At 71.0% G+C, this 24,814-nt stretch carries 21 protein-coding genes; 13 read left to right on the plus strand and 8 right to left on the minus strand.

Annotated features, from left to right (window positions below):
• The 3 genes from ACWD1Z_RS00005 to glgB form a co-directional block, all read left to right on the plus strand.
• Window positions 1–696 (plus strand): alpha-glucosidase C-terminal domain-containing protein (locus ACWD1Z_RS00005; protein ID WP_451114133.1); only part of this gene is annotated, 696 nt, incomplete at its 5' end.
• 93 nt (window positions 697–789) lie between these two features.
• Entirely contained in the window at window positions 790–2,220 is a 1,431-nt protein-coding gene (locus ACWD1Z_RS00010; RefSeq protein ID WP_451114135.1) for a maltokinase N-terminal cap-like domain-containing protein, read from the plus strand.
• Entirely contained in the window at window positions 2,217–4,775 is a 2,559-nt protein-coding gene (gene glgB, locus ACWD1Z_RS00015) for a 1,4-alpha-glucan branching enzyme (RefSeq protein ID WP_451114137.1), read from the plus strand. Before ACWD1Z_RS00010 ends, glgB begins: the two co-directional genes overlap by 4 nt.
• Here glgB and ACWD1Z_RS00020 read toward each other — a convergent pair.
• From ACWD1Z_RS00020 to ACWD1Z_RS00035, 4 genes are all read right to left on the minus strand, one after another.
• On the minus strand, window positions 4,772–6,985 hold the full coding sequence (locus ACWD1Z_RS00020) for a HelD family protein (protein WP_451114138.1): 2,214 nt from the start codon (window positions 6,983–6,985) through the stop codon (window positions 4,772–4,774). The genes glgB and ACWD1Z_RS00020 overlap by 4 nt on opposite strands.
• Window positions 6,986–7,153: 168 nt before the next feature.
• Window positions 7,154–7,468 carry a thioredoxin family protein gene (locus tag ACWD1Z_RS00025; RefSeq protein ID WP_451115412.1) on the minus strand — a complete coding sequence of 105 codons (315 nt, stop codon included), beginning with the start codon at window positions 7,466–7,468 and terminating at the stop codon, window positions 7,154–7,156.
• Window positions 7,469–7,485: 17 nt separating this feature from the next.
• Entirely contained in the window at window positions 7,486–7,857 is a 372-nt protein-coding gene (locus ACWD1Z_RS00030) for a MerR family transcriptional regulator (RefSeq protein ID WP_451114140.1), read from the minus strand.
• 29 nt (window positions 7,858–7,886) lie between these two features.
• Complete coding sequence (locus ACWD1Z_RS00035; RefSeq protein ID WP_451114142.1) at window positions 7,887–8,555, minus strand: TetR/AcrR family transcriptional regulator; 669 nt, start codon at window positions 8,553–8,555, stop codon at window positions 7,887–7,889.
• A 104-nt stretch (window positions 8,556–8,659) separates the two neighbouring features.
• On the opposite strand from ACWD1Z_RS00035, the gene ACWD1Z_RS00040 reads away from it, so the two are divergent.
• Window positions 8,660–9,292: a TetR/AcrR family transcriptional regulator gene (locus tag ACWD1Z_RS00040; RefSeq protein WP_451114143.1), complete on the plus strand. Its 633-nt coding sequence runs from the start codon at window positions 8,660–8,662 to the stop codon at window positions 9,290–9,292.
• A 61-nt stretch (window positions 9,293–9,353) separates the two neighbouring features.
• Here the strand turns inward: ACWD1Z_RS00040 and ACWD1Z_RS00045 are convergent, their stop codons facing one another.
• Entirely contained in the window at window positions 9,354–10,766 is a 1,413-nt protein-coding gene (locus ACWD1Z_RS00045; protein WP_451115414.1) for a cation:dicarboxylate symporter family transporter, read from the minus strand.
• Between the two features lie 120 nt (window positions 10,767–10,886).
• On the opposite strand from ACWD1Z_RS00045, the gene ACWD1Z_RS00050 reads away from it, so the two are divergent.
• Complete coding sequence (locus tag ACWD1Z_RS00050; RefSeq protein WP_451114145.1) at window positions 10,887–12,536, plus strand: ATP-binding protein; 1,650 nt, start codon at window positions 10,887–10,889, stop codon at window positions 12,534–12,536.
• Window positions 12,533–13,237, plus strand: a complete 705-nt coding sequence (locus tag ACWD1Z_RS00055) for a response regulator (RefSeq protein WP_451114146.1) — start codon at window positions 12,533–12,535, stop codon at window positions 13,235–13,237. The genes ACWD1Z_RS00050 and ACWD1Z_RS00055 overlap by 4 nt, the downstream gene beginning before the upstream one ends.
• Here the strand turns inward: ACWD1Z_RS00055 and ACWD1Z_RS00060 are convergent.
• The gene (locus tag ACWD1Z_RS00060) at window positions 13,216–13,749 is read right to left on the minus strand and encodes a hypothetical protein (RefSeq protein WP_451114148.1); all 534 of its coding nucleotides are present in this window, start codon (window positions 13,747–13,749) and stop codon (window positions 13,216–13,218) included. The genes ACWD1Z_RS00055 and ACWD1Z_RS00060 overlap by 22 nt on opposite strands.
• A 48-nt stretch (window positions 13,750–13,797) precedes the next feature.
• On the opposite strand from ACWD1Z_RS00060, the gene ACWD1Z_RS00065 reads away from it, so the two are divergent.
• The 5 genes from ACWD1Z_RS00065 to ACWD1Z_RS00085 all read left to right on the plus strand — a co-directional run bounded on the left by ACWD1Z_RS00065 (window position 13,798) and on the right by ACWD1Z_RS00085 (window position 18,898).
• Window positions 13,798–14,643, plus strand: coding sequence for a 5'-methylthioadenosine/S-adenosylhomocysteine nucleosidase (locus tag ACWD1Z_RS00065; RefSeq protein WP_451114150.1), 846 nt, complete (start codon window positions 13,798–13,800; stop codon window positions 14,641–14,643).
• 113 nt (window positions 14,644–14,756) lie between these two features.
• A complete protein-coding gene (locus ACWD1Z_RS00070) occupies window positions 14,757–16,118 on the plus strand; it encodes an ABC transporter substrate-binding protein (RefSeq protein WP_451114151.1) in 1,362 nt (453 codons plus the stop codon).
• 10 nt (window positions 16,119–16,128) lie between these two features.
• The gene (locus ACWD1Z_RS00075; RefSeq protein WP_451114153.1) at window positions 16,129–16,983 is read left to right on the plus strand and encodes a carbohydrate ABC transporter permease; all 855 of its coding nucleotides are present in this window, start codon (window positions 16,129–16,131) and stop codon (window positions 16,981–16,983) included.
• A 4-nt stretch (window positions 16,984–16,987) separates the two neighbouring features.
• Window positions 16,988–17,812 carry a carbohydrate ABC transporter permease gene (locus ACWD1Z_RS00080; protein ID WP_451114155.1) on the plus strand — a complete coding sequence of 275 codons (825 nt, stop codon included), beginning with the start codon at window positions 16,988–16,990 and terminating at the stop codon, window positions 17,810–17,812.
• Between the two features lie 360 nt (window positions 17,813–18,172).
• Window positions 18,173–18,898, plus strand: coding sequence for an XRE family transcriptional regulator (locus tag ACWD1Z_RS00085; RefSeq protein ID WP_451114157.1), 726 nt, complete (start codon window positions 18,173–18,175; stop codon window positions 18,896–18,898).
• On the opposite strand, the gene ACWD1Z_RS00090 is transcribed toward ACWD1Z_RS00085, so the two are convergent.
• Together ACWD1Z_RS00090 and ACWD1Z_RS00095 are read right to left on the minus strand one after the other, a co-directional pair.
• Window positions 18,870–20,177, minus strand: a complete 1,308-nt coding sequence (locus ACWD1Z_RS00090; protein WP_451114159.1) for a DUF3500 domain-containing protein — start codon at window positions 20,175–20,177, stop codon at window positions 18,870–18,872. The two genes, ACWD1Z_RS00085 and ACWD1Z_RS00090, sit on opposite strands and share 29 nt — an antisense overlap.
• A 94-nt stretch (window positions 20,178–20,271) precedes the next feature.
• Entirely contained in the window at window positions 20,272–21,297 is a 1,026-nt protein-coding gene (locus ACWD1Z_RS00095; protein WP_451114161.1) for an ATP-dependent 6-phosphofructokinase, read from the minus strand.
• 187 nt (window positions 21,298–21,484) lie between these two features.
• Between ACWD1Z_RS00095 and pta the strand changes: the two genes are divergently transcribed.
• Both pta and ACWD1Z_RS00105 read left to right on the plus strand, forming a co-directional pair.
• Window positions 21,485–23,575, plus strand: coding sequence for a phosphate acetyltransferase (gene pta, locus ACWD1Z_RS00100; RefSeq protein ID WP_451114163.1), 2,091 nt, complete (start codon window positions 21,485–21,487; stop codon window positions 23,573–23,575).
• Window positions 23,572–24,795: an acetate kinase gene (locus ACWD1Z_RS00105; protein WP_451114164.1), complete on the plus strand. Its 1,224-nt coding sequence runs from the start codon at window positions 23,572–23,574 to the stop codon at window positions 24,793–24,795. The genes pta and ACWD1Z_RS00105 overlap by 4 nt, the downstream gene beginning before the upstream one ends.
• The last annotated feature ends 19 nt before the right edge of the window (window positions 24,796–24,814 follow it).

Here is a 24,814-nt window from a genome sequence, read left to right on the forward strand (position 1 = left end):
GAGATGGTCACCGACGAGGAACGCGACTACATGTGGGCCGAGTACGCCAAGGACCCCCGCATGCGCGCCAACATCGGCATCCGCCGCCGCCTCGCGCCCCTGCTGGACAACGACCGCAACCAGATCGAGCTGTTCACCGCCCTGCTGCTGTCGCTGCCCGGCTCGCCGATCCTCTACTACGGCGACGAGATCGGCATGGGCGACAACATCTGGCTCGGCGACCGCGACGCCGTCCGCACCCCCATGCAGTGGACGCCGGACAGGAACGCGGGCTTCTCCACCGCCGACCCCGGCCGGCTCTTCCTGCCCACGATCATGGACCCGGTCCACGGCTACCAGGTGACCAACGTCGAGGCGTCCATGGCCTCGCCGTCGTCCCTGCTGCACTGGACCCGGCGCATGATCGAGATCCGCAAGCAGAATCCCGCCTTCGGACTCGGCTCCTACACCGAACTCCCGTCGTCCAACCCGGCCGTGATCGCGTTCCTGCGGGAGTACGAGGACGATCTCGTCCTGTGCGTGCACAACTTCTCCCGGTTCGCCCAGCCGACCGAGCTGGACCTGCGCGAATTCAGCGGACGGCATCCGGTGGAGCTGTTCGGCGGGGTGCGATTCCCGGCCATCGGGGAACTCCCGTACTTGCTGACGCTGGCGGGGCACGGCTTCTACTGGTTCCGCCTCCGCAAGGAGAACTGACTCCCACAAGCCCGGCGGGGCGGTTTCCTCCGCCCCGCCCGGGGCACGCATCACTAACACCCCGACCACCCCCCGGGGAAAGGACGCGACGCCATGTCGGAAGCCGTCATCCGTACGCTCACTTCGACTCCGGGTTTCCTTGCGTCCCTGGACCCCTTGTTGCGGGAGTGGCTGCCGCGGCAGAGGTGGTTCGCCGGGAAGGGCCGGCCGGTCACCGGGTTCTCCCTGGTCGCCGCCACCGAGCTGCTGCCGGCCGACGGCCAGCTGGGCCTGTACCACCTGCTGGTCCGCGCCCATCAGCCGCTCGTCCTCGGCGCCGAGACGCACCCCGGAGACTGCTACCAGCTCCTCATAGGCGCGCGCGAGGCGCTGCCGCCCAGGCTCGCGCCCGCGCTGATCGGACACGTGGAGGAGGGCCCGCTCGCCGGACGCACGGTGTACGAGGCCCTGTACGACCCCCGGCCCGCCGAACTGCTCCTGGAGGCGCTGCGCACCCAGGCCCGGATCGGCGGGCTGCGTTTCGAGCGGGAGCAGGACCAGGAGATCCGCCCGGGCCTGGTACCGCGCGTGATGACCGCCGAGCAGTCCAACTCGTCGATCGTCTATGGCGATACGTTCATCCTGAAGCTGCTGCGCCGGGTCGTGCCCGGCGTCAACCCCGACCTGGAGCTGCCGCTGGCGCTGGCCCGCGAGGGCTGCCCCCGGGTCCCGGCGCCCACGGCGTGGATCCGCGCCGAGCAGTCCGGGGAGCCGTACGTCCTCGGGGTGCTCCAGCCCTTTGTGCAGGGCGCCTCGGACGGCTGGGATCTGGCGCTGCGCGAGCTGGCCAAGGGCGAGGACTTCGCCGCGGAGGCGCGGGCGCTGGGGCGGGCCACCGCCGAGGTGCACACCGCGCTGGCCCGCGCGCTGCCGACCGTGACTCTCGGCCGTACCCAGCTGGAGCTGATGGTCCACGGCATGCTGGAGCGGCTGGACTCGGCCACTCAGGCGGTGCCCGCGCTGCGGCCGTACGCGCCGGGGCTGCGGTCGGCGTTCGAGGCGCTCGGCAGCCTGGCGGCCGAGGGCCGCACCTGGACCGCCCAGCGCGTCCACGGGGATCTGCACCTCGGCCAGTGCCTGCGCTCGCCCGCCGGGCAGTGGTCACTGATCGACTTCGAGGGCGAACCGGCCAAGCCGCTCGCCGAGCGCCGTATGCCGCAGCCCCCGCTGCGGGACATCGCCGGGATGCTGCGCTCCTTCGACTACGCGGCCCACTCGGCCGACCCGGCCGTGCCGGACTGGGCCGAGACCTGCCGGGCCGCCTACTGCTCCGGGTACGCCGAGGTCTCCGGCGTCGATCCCCGTACCGATCCCGTGCTGCTGCGGGCGTGCGAGACGGACAAGGCGATCTACGAGGTCGTCTACGAGGCCCGCCACCGTCCCGACTGGCTTCCGGTCCCGCTGTCGGCCGTGCGCCGCCTCGCCGCGGACGTCGGCGCCCCGTCCCCGCTCACCTCACCCTCGTCGAGGAGGCTCCACCCGTGACCCCCCGCCCCCCGTCCCCCGGTTCCGATCCGCACCACTCGGCCGAGCAGACGGCCGAGGAGATGAGCGTCGCGAAGAAGGCAGCGGCGGCGAAACAGGCTGCCGACAAGAAGAGTCCGGCGAAGAAGGACGCCGCTCGGAAGGACGCTGCGCGGAAGGCGAAGAAGACCGCGAAGAAGGTGGCCGCCAAGGCGGCCGGTGGCACGTCGGCCACCGTGAAGAAGACCGCGGCGAAGAAGGACGCGGCGAAGAAGGCGCCCGGCACCAAGTCCCCGGCCGGGAACCCCGCCAAGGCCCTCCCCCCGGAGCCCGTGCTGGAGCCCGCGCCGGTGGCCGCGCCGGTGGCCGCGCCGGTGGCCGCGCCGGTGCCCGCCCCGGTGATCGCCGTCTCCCCCGCCGTGGACGCCGACGACCGGGCCCGTCTCCTCGCCGGCACCCATCACGCTCCGCACTCCGTGCTCGGCGCGCACCCCGTGCCCGGTGGCGTGGCCTTCCGGGCCTTCCGGCCGTACGCCCGTTCCGTGACCGTGCTCGCCGGGGAACTGCGGGCCGAGCTGCACGACGACGGCGAGGGCTTCTTCTCGGGTCTGCTGCCGCTGCCGGACGTGCCGGAGTACCGGCTGCTCGTGACGTACGAGGACACGGAGCTGCAGACCGAGGACCCGTACCGCTTCCTGCCCGCGCTGGGCGATCTGGACCTGCATCTGATCGGCGAGGGCCGGCACGAGCAGCTGTGGCGGGCACTCGGCGCCGAGCCGATGACCCACCAGGGCGTCGACGGCACCCGGTTCACGGTGTGGGCGCCGAACGCGCGCGGGGTGCGGGTGGCCGGGACCTTCAACTTCTGGGACGGCGCCGGGTATCCGATGCGGTCGCTGGGCGGGACCGGGGTGTGGGAGCTGTTCGTCCCGGCGATAGGCGAGGGCGAGCTGTACAAGTTCGACATCACCCGGCCCGACGGTTCCCGCACCCTGCGGGCGGACCCGATGGCCCGCCGTACCGAGGTCCCGCCGCACACCTCGTCGGTCATTCACGCCTCGCACCACGAGTGGCACGACCAGGAGTGGCTGGAGCGGCGCGGGCGGATACCGGCGCACGAGGGGCCCCTCTCCGTCTACGAGGTGCATCTGGCGTCCTGGCGGCCGGGGCTGACCTACCGCCAGCTCGCCGAGCAACTGCCCGCCTACGTCAAGGAGCTGGGCTTCACGCATGTGGAGCTGATGCCGGTCGCGGAGCATCCGTTCGGCGGTTCCTGGGGCTATCAGGTCACCGGCTTCTACGCGCCCACCGCCCGGCTCGGCACGCCCGACGACTTCAAGTTCCTGGTCGACTCGCTGCACCAGGCGGGCATCGGCGTGCTGATGGACTGGGTGCCCGCGCACTTCCCGCGCGACGACTGGGCGCTGGCCGAGTTCGACGGGCGCCCGCTGTACGAGCACGAGGACCCGCTGCGCTCCGCCCACCCCGACTGGGGCACGCTGGAGTTCGACTTCGGGCGCCGCGAAGTGCGCAACTTCCTCGTCGCCAACGCCGTGTACTGGTGCGAGGAGTTCCACATCGACGGGCTGCGGGTGGACGCGGTCGCCTCGATGCTGTACCTCGACTACTCCCGTGAGCCGGGCCAGTGGATCCCGAACGTCCACGGCGGCCGGGAGAACCTGGACGCGGTGGCGTTCCTCCAGGAGATGAACGCGACCGTGTACCGGCGGGTGCCGGGCGTGGTGACGATCGCGGAGGAGTCCACCGCCTGGGAGGGGGTGACCCGGCCCACCGACGGCGGCGGGCTCGGTTTCGGCCTGAAGTGGAACATGGGCTGGATGCACGACTCGCTGGGCTATCTGTCCCACGAGCCGATCCACCGCAGGTACCACCACCACGAGATGACCTTCTCGATGGTGTACGCCTACAGCGAGAACTACGTGCTGCCGATCTCGCACGACGAGGTCGTGCACGGCAAGCGGTCACTGGTGTCGAAGATGCCCGGCGACTGGTGGCAGCAGCGCGCCACCCACCGGGCCTACCTGGGCTTCATGTGGGCCCACCCCGGCAAGCAACTCCTGTTCATGGGGCAGGAGTTCGCCCAGGGCGCGGAGTGGTCGGAGGCGCACGGCCCGGACTGGTGGCTGCTGGATCCGGCGTACGGCGCGGAGGCCGACCACCGGGGCGTGCGGGACCTGGTCCGGGACCTGAACACCGTCTACCGGCACACTCCGGCGCTGTGGGCGCGGGACACCGACCCGGACGGCTTCCGGTGGGTGGCCGGGGACGCGGCGGAGGACAACGTCTTCGCGTTCCTCCGGTACGACACGGAGGGCGTGCCGCTGCTGGCGGTCTCCAACTTCTCCCCGGTGGTACGGCAGGACTACCGCCTGGGTGTCCCCGAGGACGTCCCGGCCTGGCACGAGACGCTGAACACCGACGGCGCGCGGTACGGCGGCAGCGACGTCGGCAACCCCGACCCCCTGAAGCCCGAACCCCAGGGCCGGCACGGCCAGGCGACCAGCATCCGCCTGACCCTGCCGCCCCTGGCGACGGTGTGGCTCCGGCCGGCCTAGCCGACGAGGCCGGCCGGGAGCGGGCCGGTGTGCAGGACGCCGAGTCTCTGCGTCGCCCGCGTCAGGGCGACGTAGAGGTCGCTGGTGCCGTAGCGGCCGGGCTCGACGACCAGGACCGAGTCGAACTCCAGGCCCTTGGCCTGCCGCGGGTCCAGCAGGACGACGGTCCGGGTGAGGTCCGGTTCCGCGTCCGCCGTCACCCCGTCCAGGCGCGCGGCGAGGCGGCGGTGGAGGTCACGCGGGGCGATGACCGCCAGGCGTCCCTCCGCGGGGGTCAGCTCCCCCACCGCCTCGGCCACGGCGCCGGGCAGGTCGTCCGTCGCGCGGATCCACGGCCGCACCCCCGTCGAGCGCACTGAGCTGGGCGGTTCGAACCCGGGGTGCTCGGCGCGGACCACGGCCGCCGCGAGCTCCATGATCTCGGCCGGGGTGCGGTAGTTGACGCCCAGCCGGGTGTGCTCCCAGCGGTCCTCCACGTACGGCTGGAGGATGTCGGACCAGGAGCCGACGCCCGCCGCCTCGGCGGTCTGGGCCGGGTCGCCGACCAGGGTCATCGAGCGGGTCGGGCTGCGCCGCATCAGCAGGCGCCACGCCATCGGCGACAACTCCTGCGCCTCGTCGACGATGATGTGCCCGAACGCCCAGGTGCGGTCGGCCGCCGCGCGCTCGGCGGCGCTGCGGTGGTCGTCCTCCTCCTGCCGCTCGGCGAACCGCTCGGCGTCGATGATGTCGTGCGCGGAGAGCACCTCGGAGTCTTCGTCGTGCTTGTCGTCGAACTCATAGGTACGGGAGGCGTACGACACGTCCAGCACGCCCTGCGCGTAGGCGATCTGGGTCTCCCGCTCGCGCTCCGCCCGCAGCCGGGCCACCCGGTCGTCCTCGCCGAGGAGTTCGGCGGCCTCGTCGAGCAGCGGGACGTCCGCCACGGTCCAGGCCCGGGTCACCGGGCGGCGCACGGCGGCCGCGTCGGCGGCCGAAAGATATCCCTCCGGTGCGGCGAGGAAGTCGGCGACCACCCGCTGCGGGGTGAGCACCGGCCACAGCTGGTCGATGGCCGACCACACCTCGGGGTTCTCGGCGAGGTCGTCGCGGATCTGGGTGATGTCGCTCGGGTCGAGCAGGTTCGTACCGTCGTAGGGGTCGGTGCCGATGCGCTCGGCGACCATGTCGGTGAGGGTGTTGAGGATGTGGCCCTCGAAGTACTCCCGTGCCGTGTTGTGCGGCAGCCGCGCCGAGCGGGTGCGTTCGCGGGCGACGCCCACCAGGCCGTCGTCGAGCATCAGGATCTCGCGGTCGTGCTCGATCGCGATCACCGGATCGGGCAGCGCCTGCCGGTCGCGTACGACGGCGGCGAGCACCTCCGCCATGTCGGCGCGGCCCTTCACGGCGGCCGCCTCCGGGGTGTCCGCCGCCTTCGCCCGTACGCCGGGGAAGAGTTCGCCGACCGTCGCCAGCAGCACGCCCGTCTCACCGAGGGAGGGCAGCACCTCGCCGATGTAGCCGAGGAAGGCGGGGTTGGGGCCGACGATCAGAACGGCCCGCTTGGCGAGCAGTTCCCGGTGCTCGTAGAGGAGATACGCGGCCCGGTGCAGGGCGACGGCGGTCTTGCCGGTGCCGGGGCCGCCCTCCACCACCAGCACTCCGCGGTGCGGGGCGCGGATGATCTCGTCCTGTTCGGCCTGGATGGTCTGCACGATGTCGCCCATGCGGCCGGTGCGTGCGGAGTTCAGGGCGGCGAGCAGCACGGCGTCGCCGCTGGGGTCCTCGTGGCCGGTGCGCTGCTGGTCCCCGAGGTCGAGGATCTCGTCGTGCAGCGCGGTCACCGTACGGCCGCTGGTGCTGATGTGCCGGCGTCTGCGCAGGCCCATCGGGGTGTGTCCGGTGGCCAGGTAGAAGGGGCGGGCGACGGCGGCCCGCCAGTCGATGAGGATCGGGGTGCGGGCCTCGTCCTCGGTGCGCAGTCCGATCCGGCCGATGTGGTGGCTGACGCCGGAGGCGAGATCGATCCGGCCGAAGCAGAGCGAGCCGTCGACCGCGTTCAGCGCGGCGAGCAGCCCCGAGCGCTCGGCGACGAGGATGTCCCGCTCCAGCCGGGCCTGCATGGGCGTGTCGCCCTGGGCGAGGGCGTCGGCGACGGAGGTCTCGGTGTCACCGCGCAGCGCGTCCACGCGCGCGTACAGGCCGTCGATGAATTCCTGCTCGCCGCGCATTTCATCGTCCGGAAATTCGCTGTTTGACAATTCCACTCCCGCCCGGATATACTGCGCTTAGTCAGCTTCTTCGCGGCCCAATTGCATTGAAGTCGCGAATCATTGAATATACGCAAAGAAATCCCCCGGGCGCAATTGCCCGGGGGATTTCTTGTGTGCGGGTGCAGATCACAGCACGTCGGCGATCTCCTCCAGCAGCCGCCGCCTGGGCCGGGCGCCCACCATGGACCGCACCGGCTCGCCGCCCCGGAAGACCATGAAGGTCGGCATGGACAGCACCTTGTAGGCGTTGGTGGTCAGCGGGTTGTGGTCCACGTCCAGTTGCACCACCTTCAGACGGTCGCCCGTCTCGTCGGCCAGCGCGCGCAGCACCGGCGCCATCTGCCGGCACGGCGGGCACCAGTCGGCGGTGAACTCCACCAGCACCGGCACGTCGGACCCGATGACTTCCGCCTCGAAGTCGGCGTCGGTCACTTCACTCACCACGGTACTCACCACGGTCACCCTCCCAGTTCGCACTTCGGATCCCCGGCGAGCGCGAGCCGCACCCCGATCTGCGCCCGCACGGTCTGCAACTCGCCGATGAGCGCGTCGAGTTCGTCCAGCTTGCGCCGGTAGACCGCGAGCGAGGCCGGGCACGAGTCGCCCTCGGGGTGCCCGGCCCGCAGGCACTCCACGAACGGCCGGGTCTCCTCCAGGTCGAACCCGAAGTCCTGGAGCGTCCTGATCTGCCGCAGCAGCCTCAGATCGCTCTCGTCGTAGGTCCGGTAGCCGTTCTCGGTGCGCCGCGCGGGCAGCAGGCCGCGTGACTCGTAGTACCGGAGCGTCCGGGTCGTCGTCCCGGCCCGCTCGGCCAGCTCGCCGATTCGCATGCGTACGAACGTAATCCTTGACCCCGGCGTCAAGGCAACAGCGGTTCGCCCTCCGTCGGGGAGGTGGTGAGGGCCCGGGTCTCGGCGGCGTACAGCTCGGCGGGGTCGAAGCCCATGCCGGTGAAGTGGCCGGCCAGTTCGAGGGACAGGGTGCCGTGCAGGCGGGTCCAGAAGACCAGGGCGTGGTGGAGGGCCGCGGGCGGGGCCGGGTGGTCGCCGGCCCAGGAGCGGTGCTCGGCGATGTGGGTCCGGAAGGGGTCCTCGGCGACTCCCTCGGCCTCGCAGGCGTCGAGGAGCACGGTCATCACCTCGGAGGCGATGAGGGTGGTGTCGGGGGGTGCCTGGTAGCCGGGGACGGGGGTGCCGTAGACGAGGAAGTACCGGTGGGGGTCCTCCAGGGCCCAGTCCCTGATGGTGCGGGCGAGGCCGGGGAGGCCGGCGCCCGCCTTGGCCGCGGCCTGGAAGCGGTCGGCGAGGCTGCGGTAGGCGTCCCTGATCAGCTCGGTGATGAGTTCGTCGCGGTTGGCGAAGTAGCGGTACAGGGCGGGGCCGCTCATGCCCATCTGCTTCGCGATGGCGTTGAGGGACAGCGCTGAGGCACCGGCGCCGGCGATCTGCTCCCAGGCGCGGGTCTTGATCTCGTCCCGCACCTGGGCGCGGTAGCGCTCGCGGGGGGTCTTGGGATCCGACTTGGACACGATCGGCGCGCTCCTGACCGATGGGGGCTATAGCGTCAAGGGTTCGCTATAGGTTATCACCGACCCCTGGACACGGCGCCGCCACGGACCGCCGGGTGTGCAGAATGGCTGCCATGCCCACCGGTCACCCCACCCGCGCCGACGTCAACCGCCGCCGCATCCTGGATGTCGCCCTCACCGAACTGCTGCGCGACCCCGACGCGTCGATGGACCAGATCGCGCGCGCCGCGGGCGTCGTACGGCGGACGGTGTACGGCCATTTCCCCAGCCGTGAGGCGCTGGTCGGCACGCTCGTCGACGATGCCGTGGCGGCGGTCGCCGCGGCGGGGTGCGCGGCGGGGTGCGCGGCGGGGTGCGCGGGGATCGAGGATCCGGCCCGGGCGCTGGCCCGTTCGGTGCTGGCGGTCTGGGAGGTCGCCGACCGCTACCGCATCCTGGTGGCGCTGGCCCAGCGCAGTGTCACCGTACAGGGCATCCGCGGCCGGCTGACCCCCGTCCGCGAGGCCGCCGCGGACCTCCTCCGACGCGGCCTGGACCAGGGCGTGTTCACCTCACCGCTGCCGGCGCCCGCGCTGGCGTACGTCCATGAGCAGACCCTGATCGCCCTGATGGAGGCGGTGAACGAAGGTCTCCTCGCACCCGAGGAGGCGGGCCGCTCGGCCGCGGCCACCGTGCTGACCACGGCGGGCGTACCCGCCGCGGAGGCCACCGCGCTGGTGGCGGGGCTGCACGCATGAGCCGAGCGGCCAGGCCCGTGGGGGGAGTGCCTGACCGCTCGGGGTAGTGCGGGAGCCGGGGCTACGCCTTCGCCAGCTCCTTCTCGCCGCCCTGCTCGGGGACCTCGGCCGGCGTCTCCGGCTCGGCGCCGCCGTCGTCGAGCAGGGTCGCCTCGTCGAACGGGATCCGGCCGGCCAGTACCTGGTCGACCCGGCCGCGGTCGATCTCCTTGGTCCAGGTGCCGATCAGGACCGTGGCCACGGCGTTGCCCGCGAAGTTCGTCAGGGCGCGGGCCTCGCTCATGAACCGGTCGATGCCGACGATGAGACCGATGCCGTCCACCAGCGCGGGCTTGTGCGACTGCAGACCACCGGCCAGCGTCGCCAGACCCGCCCCGGTGACGCCCGCCGCGCCCTTGGAGGCGACCAGCAGGAACAGCAGCAGCGGGATCTGCTCGCCGACCGACATCGGCGTCCCCATGGCGTCCGCGATGAACAGCGAGGCCATGGTCATGTAGATCATCGTGCCGTCGAGGTTGAAGGAGTAGCCCGTCGGCACCGTGATGCCGACCACCGGCTTGCTGACGCCCAGGTGCTCCATCTTCGCGATGAGCCGCGGCAGCGCGGACTCCGACGAGGACGTCGACAGGATCAGCAGGAACTCCCGGCCCAGGTACTTGAAGAGGGTGAGGATGTTCAGGCCCGCGACGACCCTCAGCAGCACGCCGAGCACCAGGAAGACGAACAGCACGCAGGTGACGTAGAAGCCGAGCATCAGGACGGCGAGGCTCTTGAGGGCATCGAGGCCGGCCGAGCCGGTCACGGCGGCGATGGCGCCGAAGGCGCCGATCGGCGCGGCCCACATGACCATCGCGAGGATGCGGAAGACCAGCCGCTGCAGGTGCTCCACACCGCGCAGGATCGGCTGCCCGGCCGGGCCCATGGCCTGCAGCGCGAAGCCGGCGAGCAGGGCGATGAGCAGGGTCTGCAGGACCTCGCCGCCGGTGAAGGCGGAGACCATCGTGGTGGGGATGATGCCGAGCAGGAACTCGGTGGTGTCCTTCGCCTCGGCGTCGACCTGGGCGTGACCGGCGTCCTTGACCGCGTCGGTCACCGCGAGCCCGGTGCCCGGCTCCACGATGTTGCCGACGACCAGGCCGATACCCAGCGCGATCAGCGACATGATCGTGAAGTAGACCAGGGCGATACCGCCGACGGCGCCGACCTTCGCGGCCTTGCGGACCGACCCGATGCCGAGCACGATCGTGCAGAAGATGATCGGCGAGATCATCATCTTGATCAGGTTCACGAACCCGGTGCCGATCGGCTTCAGGTCCACCGCGAAGTCGGGTGCGACCAGACCGACGGTGATGCCCAGGGCGACCGCGATGATCACCGCGATGTACAGATAGTGCGTGCGGTCCCGCTTGGCTGCGGGTGCCGTATCGGGGGTGCTGGCGGCCACGGCTGCCCTCCTTGACGTCTTCGTCGGCATCACCGGCGTGCGGCTCACGTCCGGGGGTTTCGGGGAATGCCGTGACTATCTCCCGCCCTGTGAGGGCGGTCACCCTTCCGTTCATTTAGTTCACGCCGGGCCGGGAGGCACACTGACGGCATGCGCTTCCCCGTCCCCCGGCCCCGCAGCCTCGCAGGCCAGCTCTTCGCCATGCAGGCGGTGCTGATAGCGGTGGTCGTCGCCGGGTACGCGCTGTTCACGTACGCCGGTGACCGCAGCCAGGCCGAGGACGCGGCCGGCCGGCAGGCGCTGGCCGTGGCCCGCTCGATCGCCGACTCCCCCTCGGTACGGCAGGCGATCCGCACCGACGACCCCTCCTCCTCGCTCCAGCCGTACGCGCTGCACGTGCAGCGGGACACCGGGGTCGACTTCGTCACGATCATGGACACGCGGGGCATCCGCTGGACCCACCCCGATCCCGACGAGATCGGCCAGCGCTTCATCGGTCACATCGAGGACGCGCTGCGGGGCGAGCCCTTCACCGAGACGTACACCGGCACCCTCGGCCCCTCCGTCCGCGCGGTCACCCCCATCTGGGACGGCGGGCGGATCGTCGGCCTGGTCAGCGCCGGCATCAAGGTGGAGGAGATCAGCAAGCGGGTGCGGGGCCAGCTGACCGCGCTGATCGGCGTGGCGGGCGGCGCGCTGGCGCTCGGCGCGGTCGGCACCTACGTCGTCAACGCCCGGCTGCGCCGCCACACGCACGGCATGAACGCCACCGAGCTGAGCCGCATGTACGACTACTCCCAGGCCGCCCTGCACGCGGTGCGCGAAGGGCTGCTGATGCTCGACGGGCAGTTCCGGGTGGCGCTGGTCAACGACGGCGGCCGGGAGTTGCTGGGCGTCTCGGACCGGGTGGTCGGCACCTCCGTCGCCGACCTCGGGCTGCCGCCGTCGCTCACCGGCGCGCTGCTGGCGTCGGAGCCCCGGGTGGACGAGGTGCATCTGACGGCGGACCGGGTGCTGGTGGTCAACACCTCCCCGGTGTCGGGCGGGGAGCGCCGGGGCACGGTGGTGACCCTGCGGGACGTCACCGAACTCCAGTCGCTGATGGGCGAGCTGGACTCCGAGCGGGGCTTCACCCAGGCGCTGCGCTCGCAGGCGCACGAGGCCGCCAACCGGCTGCACACGGTGGTCTCGCTGATCGAGCTGGGCCGGGCCGAGGAGGCGGTGGCGTTCGCGACGGCCGAACTGGAGCTGGCGCAGGCGCTCACCGACCGGGTCGTGGCGGCGGTCGGCGAGCCGGTGCTGGCGGCGCTGCTGCTGGGCAAGACGGCCCAGGCGAACGAGCGGGGCGTGGAGCTGGTGGTGTCGCAGGACAGCCGGCTCGACGACGGGCTCCTGCCGGAGTCGCTGCCCGCCCGGGACCTGGTCACCATCCTGGGCAACCTGATCGACAACGCGGTCGACGCGGCGCAGGGCAGCGCGCGGGCACGGGTGACGGTACGGGCGTACACGGAGGCGTCCGAGCTGGTGCTGTCCGTCTCGGACACGGGGGCGGGCGTGGATCCGGCGCACGCGGAGGCGGTGTTCGAGCGGGGCTTCTCGACCAAGCCGGCGCCCGGTCCCGGTGGGCGGGGGCTGGGGCTGGCGCTGGTGCGGCAGGCGGTGAGCAGGCACGCGGGGGCGCTGACGGTGGCGGGCGCCGAGGAGGGCGGGGCGAAGTTCGAGGTACGGCTGCCGCTGGGGGCCGTACGGGCGGGCGCGGGCGTGGTCTTTGGGGGCGCAGTCTCTGGAGGTCCCGTATGAGCACCCCGCAGCAGATCCGTGTCCTGGTCGTGGAGGACGACCCCGTCGCCGCCGACGCGCATGTCCTGTACGTCGGCCGGGTCCCCGGTTTCACCGCCGTCGGCAAGGCGCACACGGGCGCTCAGGCGCGCCGCGCGCTGGACCGCACGCCCGTGGACCTGCTCCTGCTCGACCTGCACCTGCCGGACGTGCACGGGCTGCAACTGGCGCGCTCGCTGCGGGCGTCGGGGCATCACGCGGACGTGATAGCGGTGACGTCGGCGCGGGATCTGGCGGTGGTGCGGGAGGGCGTGTCGCTGGGGGTGGTCCAGTACGTCCTGAAGCCGTTCACCTTCGCGACCCTCAGGGACCGGCTCGTGCGGTACGCCGAGTTCCACGCGGCGGCGGGCGAGGCGAGCGGCCAGGACGAGGTCGACCGCGCCCTGGCGACCCTGCGGGCGCCGGGCCCGGCCGCCCTGCCGAAGGGCCTGAGCGCGCCGACCCTGGAACGGGTGACGGTGGCGCTGCGGGACTGCGCGCAGGGGCTGACGGCGACGGGCGTGGCGGAGGCGGTGGGCATCTCGCGGATCACCGCGCGCCGGTATCTGGAGCATCTGGTGGACGCGGGGCGGGCGGTGCGCAGTCCTCAGTACGGGACGGTGGGGCGGCCGGAGCTGCAGTACCGGTGGGTCAGCGGCTCTCAGGTGAACGGCCGCGCGTAGGCGACGACTTGTGCGGCGAGACCGCACAGGGCGAGCGCTTCGAGGACGGAGACGACGAGCAGTCCGGGGGATGTCTGCCCGGCACTCCAGTAGACGGCGAGCCCGGCGAGCGGCACGACGCAGAAGGCCGTCAGGTCGACGGCGCACTGGACGGCTTTGCGGGAGCGGCGCCGGGGGTCGGTGCGGTGGGCGGTCTCCCACGCGAACGCACGCTCGGCCTCGGCGAGTTGCGTGAGCCGGGGTCCGAGATCCTCGCGTACGTACTTCCCGATGGCGGAGATCTTCTCGTCGTTGACGAGGTAGGTCCAGCCGAGGACCACGCACACGGGCGGGATGGCGAGCAGCATGGCGGACCGCTCGGCCTGCGCGGCGGCGGCGATGACCGCGGCGACGACGGTGAGGGTGACGTAGAGGAGGTTGTCGCGGAAGCCGATGCGGGTCTTCTGCTCGTCCTTGACGGTCTGGTACTCGGTGAGGAGCAGTTGGCCGATGGTGACGTCGCGCTCCGCCACGTTGTTCTTCCTTCCCCCGGTGGCCGTGCTTGGCAGTACCTTAAATGCGTGCCGCAGACTTCACCCACCGTCGTCGTCGTGACCGCGCTGGCCGTCGAGTACGCCGCCGTACGAGCCCATCTCGGCGCTGAGACCGCGGAGTTGGTGCACGAGGACGGGACGCGGGTGGAGTGCGGGCGGTTGCCGGGCACCGAATGGACGCCGGCGCTCGCCGAGTTGGGCGAGGGCGCGGTGAACGCGTCCGCGCTGACGACGCAGATCCTCGGCTGGCTGCGGCCGGAGGCGGTGCTGTTCGTGGGCGTGGCGGGCTCCCTGAAGGCCGATGTCGGGATCGGTGACGTGGTGGTCGGCACGAAGGTGTACGCGGTACAGGGCGGCAAGCTGACGCCGGAGGGCTTCCTGGCCCGCCCCGAGGTCTGGCACGGCTCGAACCGCCTGGTGCAGGCGGCGCGTTCGGCGTTGCGGGGCCTGGAGGACGTACGCGGCCACCTGAAGCCGATCGCCTGCGGGGATGTGGTCCTCGCGGACGAGAAGTCGGCGTTCGCGGAGTTCATCAGGCGTCACTACAACGACGCGAACGCCATCGAGATGGAGGGCGCGGGGGCCGTCCACGCGGCGCAGGTGAGCGGGCAGGTGGACGCGCTCGTGATCCGGGGGATCAGCGACCGGGCGGACCCCGGCAAGTCGCGGGCGGACGCGGGGGGTTCGCAGCAGCGGGCGGCCGCCCAGGCGGCGGCCGTGGCGATGGGGGTGCTGCGCAAGCACCGGCCGCGGGAGGTCTCCGGCCGGGCCGGCGCCGCGGAGGGATCCCGGTACGGCGGCGATCACATCGACTTCCGGGGCGGGGTCTTCCACGGGCCGGTCATCGGCAAGCGGGTCGACCGGGAGCGGTAGCCGGCGTTCAATCCTTCGCAGACGCATTGACCTGACTAGACCACTCCACCTACGTTCACCGGGCAGCCATCCCCGCGCCACAACGACGTGAGCCCGCAGGAGGTCATGCCGTCATGCCCGTGCGCCCCACCGCCGCCCTGATCCCCACCCTCCTCGCCCTGGCCGCCGCGACGACCCTCACCGCCTGCGGCGGCGGTTCCGGGAGCGATCCGGACACGCTGAAGGTGTCCTTCAAGCAGTCGACGGACAACAACGTCAAGGTGATGGACACCTTTCTCGCGGACATCAAGAAGCAGTTCGAGAAGAAATACCCCGGCAAGAAGGTCGAGTTCATCCCGATCAAGGCCCCGGACTCGGAGTACTACACCAAGCTCCAGCAGATGCTCCGCTCCCCCAAGACCGCCCCGGACCTGGTCTACGAGGACACCTTCCTCATCAACTCCGACATCACCAGCGGATACCTCAAGCCTCTCGACGACTACCTCGCCAAGTGGCCGGACTGGGACCGGTTCATCGACACCGCGCAGGCGGCGGCGAAGGGCGAGGACGGCAGGACGTACGGCGTCCCGGACGGTACCGACACCCGCGGGCTCTGGTACGACAAGGCCGTCTTCGCCGAGGCGGGCATCCCGGTCCCCTGGCAGCCGAAGACCTGGGACGACCTGCTGGAGGCGGCCCGCACGATCAAGGAGAAGGTCCCGGACGTCACCCCGCTGAACGTCTACACGGGCAAGCCCGCGGGCGAGGCCGCCACGATGCAGGGCTTCGAAATGCTCCTGTACGGCACCGAGGACCGCCTCTACGACGAGCGCACCAAGAAGTGGATCGCCGGAAGCCAGGGCTTCAAGGACTCCCTCGCCTTCGTCGAGACGGTCTACCGGGAGAAGCTCGGCCCCGACGTCGCCGACGCCCTGGACCCCAACTTCGGCACCCGGGTGCGCGGCGAACTCCTCCCCGAGGGCAAGCTCGGCATCGCCCTCGACGGCTCCTGGCTCCCGCAGGACTGGCTGGAGGGCAGCGGCCACGAATGGCCCGAGTGGTCCGAGAAGCTGGGCCTCGCCGCCATGCCGACCCAGCACGGCCAGGCCCCCGGCAAGGTGAGCATGTCCGGCGGCTGGACCTGGGCGATCCCCGCGAAGGCCGCCAACCCCGACCTCGCCTTCGACTTCATCACGACGATGCAGACCAAGGCGAACGCCCAGAAGTGGTACATCGCCAACTCCGGCATCGCGGTCCGCGAGGACGTCGCGGACGACCCCGCGTACGCCGAGGCCCAGCCCGGCATCACGTTCTTCACGGACCTGGTCGCGCACACCCACTACCGGCCCGCCTACCCGGCGTACCCGAAGGTCTCCACCGCCATCCAGGAGGCGATGGAGAGCGTGACGACAGGTGACGCGTCGGTGGAGGAGGCGGCCAAGAACTACGACGAGGAGCTCAAGGCGGCCACCGATGACCAGGTGATCCGGAAGTGAGCCGGCGCGCATGAGGACGATCACCCGCGCACTGCCCCTCACCCCGGCCGTCGTCCTGCTGCTCCTCTTCCTCGCCGGTCCCATCGCCTACTGCGCCTGGATCGCCTTCACCGACCTCCAGCTCACCGGCCAGGCCGAGGAGTCGTTCGTCGGCTTCGAGAACTTCCGTACGGCGTTCGGCGACGAGGCCTTCCTGAACGCCGTATGGCTGACCCTCGTCTTCACGGTCGTATCGGCGCTGATCGGCCAGAACACCCTGGGCCTGGCCCTGGCCGCCCTGATGCACCGCGCCTCGAAGCCGGTCCGCACGCTGACGGGCGGCATCGTCATCGCCGCCTGGGTGCTCCCGGAGGTGGTCGCCGGCTTTCTGCTGTACGCCTTCTTCCGCCGCGAGGGCACCTTGAACGCCATCCTGGACTGGCTCCATCTGCCCTCCCAGAACTGGCTGTTCACCCTCCCCATCCTGGCGGTGTCGTTCGCGAACGTGTGGCGGGGCACGGCGTTCTCGATGCTGGTGTACTCGGCCGCGCTGAACGAGATCCCGAAGGAGATCACGGAGGCGGCCGAGGCCGACGGCGCGGGCGGCTGGCGCCGCCTGTGGCACATCACGCTGCCGATGATCCGCCGCTCCATCGGCACGAACCTGATGCTGATCACCCTGCAGACGTTGTCGGTGTTCGGGCTGATCTGGGTGATGACGCGAGGCGGCCCGGGCGGCAAGAGCCAGACGCTCCCGCTCTTCATGTACGAGGAGGCCTTCCAGAAGAGCATGATCGGCTACGGAACGGCGGTGGCGCTGCTGCTGCTGGTGGTCGGCTCGCTGTTCTCGGCGGTGTATCTGCGGCTGCTGCGGACGGAGGTGTAGGGCCGTGCGCTCCCGGACAACTCGCCGTCTCGCCGCCGACGCGGGGCTGCTGGCCGTCGCGGCGGCCTTCGTGCTCCCGCTGGCGTGGGTGGTCCTGTCCGCGGTCGATCCGCACGCGGACCTGTCGGTGACGGTCCCGGACGGCGTGACATGGGACAACTTCGACGCCGTCCTCACCGACGACATCACCTTCACGCCACTGCTCAACAGCCTGCTGCTGTGCGGGGGCGGGACGCTGCTGACGGTGGTGTGCGCGGCGCTGGCGGCGTATCCCCTGTCACGCTTCCGCTCCCGCCTGAACCGGCCGTTCCTGCTGACGATCCTGTTCGCGACGTGCCTGCCGATCACCGCGATCATGGTTCCGGTGTACGCGCTGTTCGTCCAGGTGAACCTGATCGACACGATGCGGGGCACGATCTTCTTCTTCGCGGCCTCCCAACTGCCGTTCGCCATCTGGCTGATGAAGAACTTCATGGACGGCGTGCCGAAGGAGCTGGAGGAGGCGGCCTGGACGGACGGGGCCTCATCGCTGCAGTCCCTGCTCCGGATCGTCCTGCCGCTGATGGGGCCCGGGGTGGCGGTGGTGACGGTGTTCTCGTTCGTGATGATGTGGGGGAACTTCTTCGTCCCGTTCATGCTGCTGCTCACTCCGGACCAGATGCCGGCCGCGGTGAGCATCAACGAGTTCTTCGGGAACCGGGGGACGGTGGTGTACGGGCAGCTGGCGGCCTTCTCGGTGATCTATTCGACGCCGGTGATCCTGCTGTACGTACTGGTGGCGAGGCGGCTGGGCGGGGGGTTCGCGCTGGGCGGGGCGGTCAAGGGGTGAGAAGTGCCGGGCCCGTACGGCGAAACGTACGAAATGCGCCGCGGGTTCCTCCCCGTCAGGGGCCCGGTCGACGCGCCGCACGCCCGCACACCTGGGCGAAACGCGGGGAGCGCAGCCCGGGCCGGACGCCTGCCGTTCGGGGCGTCCAGATGCCTGCGCATATGCCCGCTGAGCTTGCCGTTCTCCGGGTGGACACCGGCCGCGCGAGCATCCGGCGCGACCCTCTCCACCCACCACCCACGGACCGACGATCTTCAGCCACCCCGACCCCCGACGGCCGGAACCGTACGTTCCTACAATCCGTGATCCTGGCCGAACAGACCGTAGTCACCGCTCCCCGGCGCCCATAGCTTGTGCCCCGTGCGCCGACCCCCAGCTCAACCGAACCAGCCCATTCCGCCGACTCCCCCGTTCAACGCCCCCGCCGCCCGCCGGCTCCGTGCCGCCCTGAACATGGGCCCCGAACATGTCGCCTACGGCATGCGCGTCTCGTACGGCATGCCCTACGTCACCCCGGACCTCGTGATCGCCTGGGAACGCGGGATCACCTCCCCCTCCAACCCCGAACTGACCGCTCTGGCCGGCGTGTTGTGGTGCTCGCCCGGTGAGCTGCTCGGCCGTCCGCGGACCCTGCGCGAGCACCGCATGGCCCGCGGTCTCGCCGCCGAGGACGTCGCCCGTGCCGTCGGGCACGACCTCCACGCCTATCTGCGGATGGAGGAGAGCGACGACTGGCGGGGCACCGAGCGGCAGGCCGCCGAGCTCGCCTCGCTGCTCGGGCTCTCGCTGGCCGACTTCGTCACCGTCACCGGCCGCGACGACAAGCTCGCCGACCTGCTGCGCAGCGCGGTGACGACGCGCTGGCAGGCGTACGTCCGCCCGATCGGCAAGCTCTGCCCGCTCGACCGGCGGCTCCTGGAGGACGCCCTCCAGGAACTGCACGAGGACTACCAGGGCCAGATGGTCTCCACCCTGAGCTGGGGCGGCGGCGACAGCGGCTCCAGCGCGTCCGGCCGGGACTTCCTGGACCGGATCGTGGACCACTTCTGGACCCGGGTCAGTGATCGTTCTCCAGGTGGAGTCTGAGCAGGTCCACGCCGTAGTCACCGCCGTTCGGGGTGCGGATGATGGTGTGGATGTGCGCTTGCGTCGGCGTCCCGCCGGGGCCGCCCGCCCCTCCTCCGTTCCCGTTGCCGTAGGCCAGCGGCGACTGCGCGTCGTACTCGATCAGGACCACGGGGCTGTGCACCCGGTAGTAGAACGCCGAGCTGTCCTTCGTCTCACCGATCCAGTAGAAGTACGTGTCGTCGAGATGCTGCTCGACCTCCGCCATCTTCACCTCGGCGTGCGCGTCGGCCATGTTGCCGACGTACACCCGCACCAGGTCGAGCAGCTTGCCGCGCTGCGCCCCGGTGAACCCGGACGCGGCGAGGCCCTGGTACGCCAGCTGGAGGTTGTCCTGGCCCGCGCCCGCCTTGAGGTTGTCGCCGGCCTTCTCCTCCGAGGAGATCACCTTCGCCCGCTGGGCCGAGGTCAGGGAGCGCAGCAGGGCCAGACCGGCCTTCGTCTCCTTCTTGAAGGTCGTGATCTTCTCGCCGTCGTACGTCGCCGAGGTCGGCTCGGAGCCCATGAAGGTCGGGGTCATCACCACCTGGTCGCCCAGCACGAAGTAGTTGATCGCCAGGTGGTGGCCCTCGTACTGGAAGCCCCACGGCTTCGTGGTCGACGGGCTGCCCATGAAGGTGAAGTAGTAGTGGCCCTCGGTCAGGGTCTCCTTGCCGCCGCCGTTGTACTCGCCGAGGTAGGCGTTGAGCTTCATGATGTTGCGGGCCTGGGTGAGCCCGTCCGCGGACAGGGCGGCGCCGAGCAGGGCGTAACCGAGTGCGCGCCGCTTCTCGGTGAGGTCGCCCATGCGGACGCCCTTGCGTTCGTAGCCGTCGACGTTGCTCCAGGCCAGCCACTCGTCGTCCTGGACGTCGTACTGCGCGGACCGCTTCTCCTGGGCGGACAGTCCGTCCAGGAAAGCCTGTGCCGCCTTCACGATCGCGTCGGTGGAGACGCCGGTGGAGTGGATCGAGTACAGGTCCTCCTGGACCGTGCCGTCCGTGGTGACCCCGACGAAGTCGTCGTACGCCACCGCCGAGGCGCCGGGACCCATGCCGCCGCCACCCGGCGCGCCACCGCCCGGAGCGGCCGAGGACGACGAGGCGGTCGACGAGGAGGACGACGAGGAGGACGAACCGGTCGAGCAGCCGGTCATCGTCGCCACCGCGGCGGCGCCGCCGACGAGCAGGGACTTGTTCATGAACCAGCGGCGGGTGCGCTCGGCCTCAGGGGTGCGGGGTCGGTGTCCGTGTGCGTGCATGCGCACCACGGTGCGGCCCGGAGCTGAGACGCTCCTGAGCCGGACCTGTCAGGAAGCTAGGGACCCGGACGGGTCAGGAAGCTGGGACCAAGGTCTAGAAGACCGACTCCGCCTCGTCCATCCGGTCCTTCGGGACCGTCTTCAGCTCGGTCACCGCTTCCGCCAGCGGCACCATCACGATCTCGGTGCCGCGCAGCGCCGTCATCCTGCCGAACTCGCCCCGGTGCGCGGCCTCCACGGCGTGCCAGCCGAAGCGGGTGGCGAGGACCCGGTCGTAGGCGGTGGGGACGCCGCCGCGCTGGACGTGGCCGAGGATGACCGGCTTGGCCTCCTTGCCGAGGCGCCGCTCCAGTTCGTAGGCGAGGGCGGTGCCGATGCCCTGGAAGCGCTCGTGGCCGAACTGGTCGATCGCGCCCTTGCCGTAGTCCATCGAGCCCTCGGCGGGGTGGGCTCCCTCGGCGACGCAGATGACGGCGAACTTCTTGCCGCGCGCGAAGCGCTCCTCGACCATCTTCACCAGGTCGGCCGGGTCGAACGGGCGCTCGGGCAGACAGATGCCGTGGGCGCCGGCGGCCATGCCGGACTCCAGGGCGATCCAGCCGGCGTGGCGGCCCATGACCTCCACGACCATCACCCGCTGATGGGACTCGGCCGTGGTCTTGAGGCGGTCCATCGCCTCCGTGGCGACCCCGACCGCGGTGTCGAAGCCGAAGGTGCGGTCGGTGGAGGAGATGTCGTTGTCGATCGTCTTCGGGACGCCGACCACCGGCAGTCCGGCGTCCGACAGCATCCGCGCGGCCGTCAGGGTGCCCTCGCCGCCGATCGGGATGAGGGCGTCGATGCCGAACTCCCGGGCGATGTCGGGAGCGCTGTCGCAGGCCTCGCGCAGCCGGTCGCGCTCCAGCCGGGAGGAGCCGAGGATGGTGCCGCCGCGGGCCAGGATGCCGCTCACCGCGTCGAGGTCGAGGGTGCGGTGATGGCCGTCCAGCAGACCGGCGTAGCCGTCCTCGAACCCGATGACCTCGTCGCCGTACTGGGCGACGGCCCGGTGCACGACCGACCGGATCACTGCGTTCAGGCCGGGGCAGTCGCCGCCTGCGGTGAGAACTCCGATACGCATCGTGCTGTGTCTCCTGCTCGCTGTTGACACCAATGAGCCATTCCGATTGTTTCACGTCCCCGGAGGCGATGCCGCATCCCCGAAGCTGACGGGCGCCTTATCTAGCGGCAGAGGTATTGTCAAGAGGGTTCTGCTCACCTCGGTGGGCGATTTTTATGACACTCGCTCGACGAAGGGGAGACCACGCGTGACGCGCAGCGTGTACGTGACCGGTATCGACCGCGGCGACGGCCGCCAGGTCGTCGAACTGGGGGTCATGGAACTCCTGACCCGCCAGGTCGACCGGGTGGGTGTCTTCCGGCCCCTCGTCCACGACGGGCCCGACCGGCTCTTCGAGCTGCTGCGGGCCCGCTACCGGCTGGTGCAGGACCCGGTGACCGTGTACGGCATGGACTACCACGAGGCGTCCGCGCTCCAGGCGGAGCAGGGCACCGATGAGCTGGTGTCCACCCTCGTCGACCGCTTCCACCTGGTCGCCCGGGACTACGACGTCGTCCTCGTCCTCGGCACCGACTACGCCGACACCCAGTTCCCGGACGAGCTGTCCCTCAACGCCCGGCTCGCCAACGAGTTCGGCGCCTCCGTCATACCCGTGGTCGGCGGCCGCAAGCAGCCCGCCGAGTCGGTGCTCGCCGAGACCCGCAACGCCTACCGCGCCTACGACGGCCTCGGTTGCGACGTCCTCGCCATGGTGACCAACCGGGTCGCGCGGGGCGACCGGGACGAGATCGCCGAGCGGCTCGCCGACCGGCTGCCCGTCCCCTGTTACGTCCTGCCCGACGAGCCCGCCCTGTCCGCGCCCACGGTCGCGCAGATCGCCCACACCCTCGGCGCGAAGACGCTCCTCGGCGACGAGTCGGGGCTCGCCCGGGACGCGCTGGACTTCGTCTTCGGCGGCGCGATGCTGCCGAACTTCCTGGGCGCCCTGACCCCGGGCTGCCTGGTCGTGACCCCGGGCGACCGGGCCGACCTGGTGGTCGGCGCGCTCGCCGCGCACAGCGCCGGCACCCCGCCGATCGCCGGTGTGCTGCTCACCCTGAACGAGGTCCCGAGCGACGACGTCCTCACCCTCGCCGCCCGGCTCGCCCCCGGCACCCCGGTGCTCTCGGTGCCCGGCAACAGCTTCCCCACCGCCGAGCAGCTCTTCTCCCTGGAGGGGAAGCTGAACGCGGCGACCCCGCGCAAGGCGGAGACCGCGCTCGGTGTGTTCGAGCGGTACGCCGACACCGGTGACCTGCTCAAGCGGGTCAGCGCCCCGAGCAGTGACCGGGTCACCCCGATGATGTTCGAGCACAAGCTGCTGGAGCAGGCCCGCTCCGACCTCCGCCGCGTGGTGCTGCCCGAGGGCACCGAGCCGCGGGTGCTGCACGCCGCGGAGGTGCTGCTGCGGCGCGGGGTGTGCGAGCTGACCCTGCTCGGCCCGGTGGGCCAGATCCGCAAGAAGGCCGCCGACCTCGGCATCGACCTGGGCGAGTCGCAGCTGATCGACCCGGCCGGCTCCGAGCTGCGCGACGCCTTCGCCGAGAAGTACGCCGCCCTGCGCGCCCACAAGGGCGTGACCGTGGAGCTGGCCTACGACGTCGTCTCGGACGTGAACTACTTCGGCACCCTGATGGTCCAGGAGGGCCTGGCCGACGGCATGGTGTCCGGTTCCGTGCACTCCACGGCCGCGACCATCCGCCCGGGCTTCGAGATCATCAAGACCAAGGCGGACGCCTCGATCGTGTCCTCGGTCTTCTTCATGTGCCTGGCCGACAAGGTCCTCGTCTACGGCGACTGCGCGGTCAACCCCGACCCGAACGCCGAGCAGCTCGCCGACATCGCCATCCAGTCGGCGGCGACCGCCGCGCAGTTCGGGGTGGAGCCGCGGATCGCGATGCTGTCGTACTCCACGGGGACGTCCGGGTCGGGCGCCGATGTCGACAAGGTGCGCGAGGCGACCGAGCTGGTGCGGCTGCGCAGGCCCGATCTGCGGATCGAGGGCCCGATCCAGTACGACGCCGCCGTCGAGCCGTCGGTCGCCGCGACCAAGCTGCCGGGCTCCGAAGTCGCCGGCCAGGCAAGCGTGTTGATCTTCCCCGACCTCAACACCGGCAACAACACCTACAAGGCCGTGCAGCGCTCGGCCGGCGCCATCGCCGTCGGCCCGGTCCTCCAGGGCCTGCGCAAGCCGGTCAACGACCTGTCCCGCGGCGCGCTCGTGCAGGACATCGTCAACACCGTCGCCATCACGGCGATCCAGGCCCAGTCCCCTCTGCAGAAGGCGTCCCAGCAGTGAGCTCCCCGCGTGGCACCCGCGTCCTCGTCCTGAACTCCGGCTCCTCGTCGGTGAAGTACCAGCTGCTCGACATGAGCGACGGCGACCGGCTCGCGGTGGGCCTCGTCGAGCGCATCGGCGAGGAGTCCTCCCGGCTCAAGCACACCCCGAGGGGCGCCGAGTCCCGGGAGCGCACCGAGCCGATCGCCGATCACGAGGCCGCCCTGCAGGCCGTCGCGGAGGAGCTGTCCCAGGACGGTCTCGGGCTCGACTCCCCGGAGCTGGCCGCGATCGGGCACCGGGTCGTGCACGGCGGCCGGCACTTCACCGAGCCGACCGTGATCGACGACGCGGTGCTCGCCGAGATCGAGCGGCTGATCCCGGTCGCCCCGCTGCACAACCCGGCCAACCTCACCGGGATCCGCACGGCCCAGGCACTGCGGCCGGACCTGCCGCAGGTCGCCGTGTTCGACACCGCGTTCCACACCACGATGCCGGAGTCGGCCGCCCGCTACGCGATCGACGTCCGGACCGCCGACGAGCACCGCATCCGCCGCTACGGCTTCCACGGCACCTCGCACGCCTACGTCTCCCGGGCGACGGCCGCGCTGCTGGGCAGGTCGCCGGAAGAGGTGAACGTGATCGTGCTGCACCTCGGCAACGGCGCCTCCGCCTCGGCGGTCCGGGGCGGCCGGTGCGTGGACACCTCCATGGGACTCACACCCTTGGAGGGCCTGGTGATGGGTACGCGGTCGGGAGACATGGATCCGGCCGTCATCTTCCATTTGATGCGTGTTGCCGGAATGTCCACCGATGAGATCGACACTCTTCTCAACAAGAAGAGCGGCCTGATCGGACTGTGCGGCGACAACGACATGCGCGAGATCCGGCGCAGGATCGACGAGGGTGACAAAGAGGCGCAACTCGCCTTCGACATCTACATTCACCGCCTGAAGAAGTACATCGGCGCCTATTACGCCGTACTCGGACGGGTGGACGCGGTCGCCTTCACAGCGGGAGTCGGGGAGAACGCGAGTCCCGTACGGGAAGCTGCCGTGGCCGGTCTGGAGGAGCTCGGACTGGCGGTGGACGGCGAGCTGAACGCCGTACGCGGTGACGAGCCGCGGCTGATCTCGCCGGAGTACGCACGGGTGGCCGTGGCCGTGGTGCCGACCGACGAGGAACTGGAGATTGCGACGCAGACGTACGCGCTGGTAAATGGCTCACGGAACCTCACCTGAGCGGCATCCCGCCCTTTTG

Source organism: Streptomyces sp. NPDC002784 (assembly GCF_053592135.1).

Excerpts from the sequence above, each read along its gene's own strand:
- ACWD1Z_RS00045 (WP_451115414.1), bottom strand. The coding sequence starts at position 10,766 with ATGCCGACGAAGACGTCAAGGAGGGCAGCCGTGGCCGCCAGCACCCCC.
- ACWD1Z_RS00075 (WP_451114153.1), top strand. The coding sequence starts at position 16,129 with ATGAGGACGATCACCCGCGCACTGCCCCTCACCCCGGCCGTCGTCCTG.
- ACWD1Z_RS00055 (WP_451114146.1), top strand. The coding sequence starts at position 12,533 with ATGAGCACCCCGCAGCAGATCCGTGTCCTGGTCGTGGAGGACGACCCC.
- ACWD1Z_RS00090 (WP_451114159.1), bottom strand. The coding sequence starts at position 20,177 with ATGCACGCACACGGACACCGACCCCGCACCCCTGAGGCCGAGCGCACC.
- ACWD1Z_RS00030 (WP_451114140.1), bottom strand. The coding sequence starts at position 7,857 with ATGCGAATCGGCGAGCTGGCCGAGCGGGCCGGGACGACGACCCGGACG.
- ACWD1Z_RS00050 (WP_451114145.1), top strand. The coding sequence starts at position 10,887 with ATGCGCTTCCCCGTCCCCCGGCCCCGCAGCCTCGCAGGCCAGCTCTTC.
- ACWD1Z_RS00095 (WP_451114161.1), bottom strand. The coding sequence starts at position 21,297 with ATGCGTATCGGAGTTCTCACCGCAGGCGGCGACTGCCCCGGCCTGAAC.
- ACWD1Z_RS00040 (WP_451114143.1), top strand. The coding sequence starts at position 8,660 with ATGGCTGCCATGCCCACCGGTCACCCCACCCGCGCCGACGTCAACCGC.
- ACWD1Z_RS00010 (WP_451114135.1), top strand. The coding sequence starts at position 790 with ATGTCGGAAGCCGTCATCCGTACGCTCACTTCGACTCCGGGTTTCCTT.
- ACWD1Z_RS00070 (WP_451114151.1), top strand. The coding sequence starts at position 14,757 with ATGCCCGTGCGCCCCACCGCCGCCCTGATCCCCACCCTCCTCGCCCTG.
- ACWD1Z_RS00020 (WP_451114138.1), bottom strand. The coding sequence starts at position 6,985 with ATGCGCGGCGAGCAGGAATTCATCGACGGCCTGTACGCGCGCGTGGAC.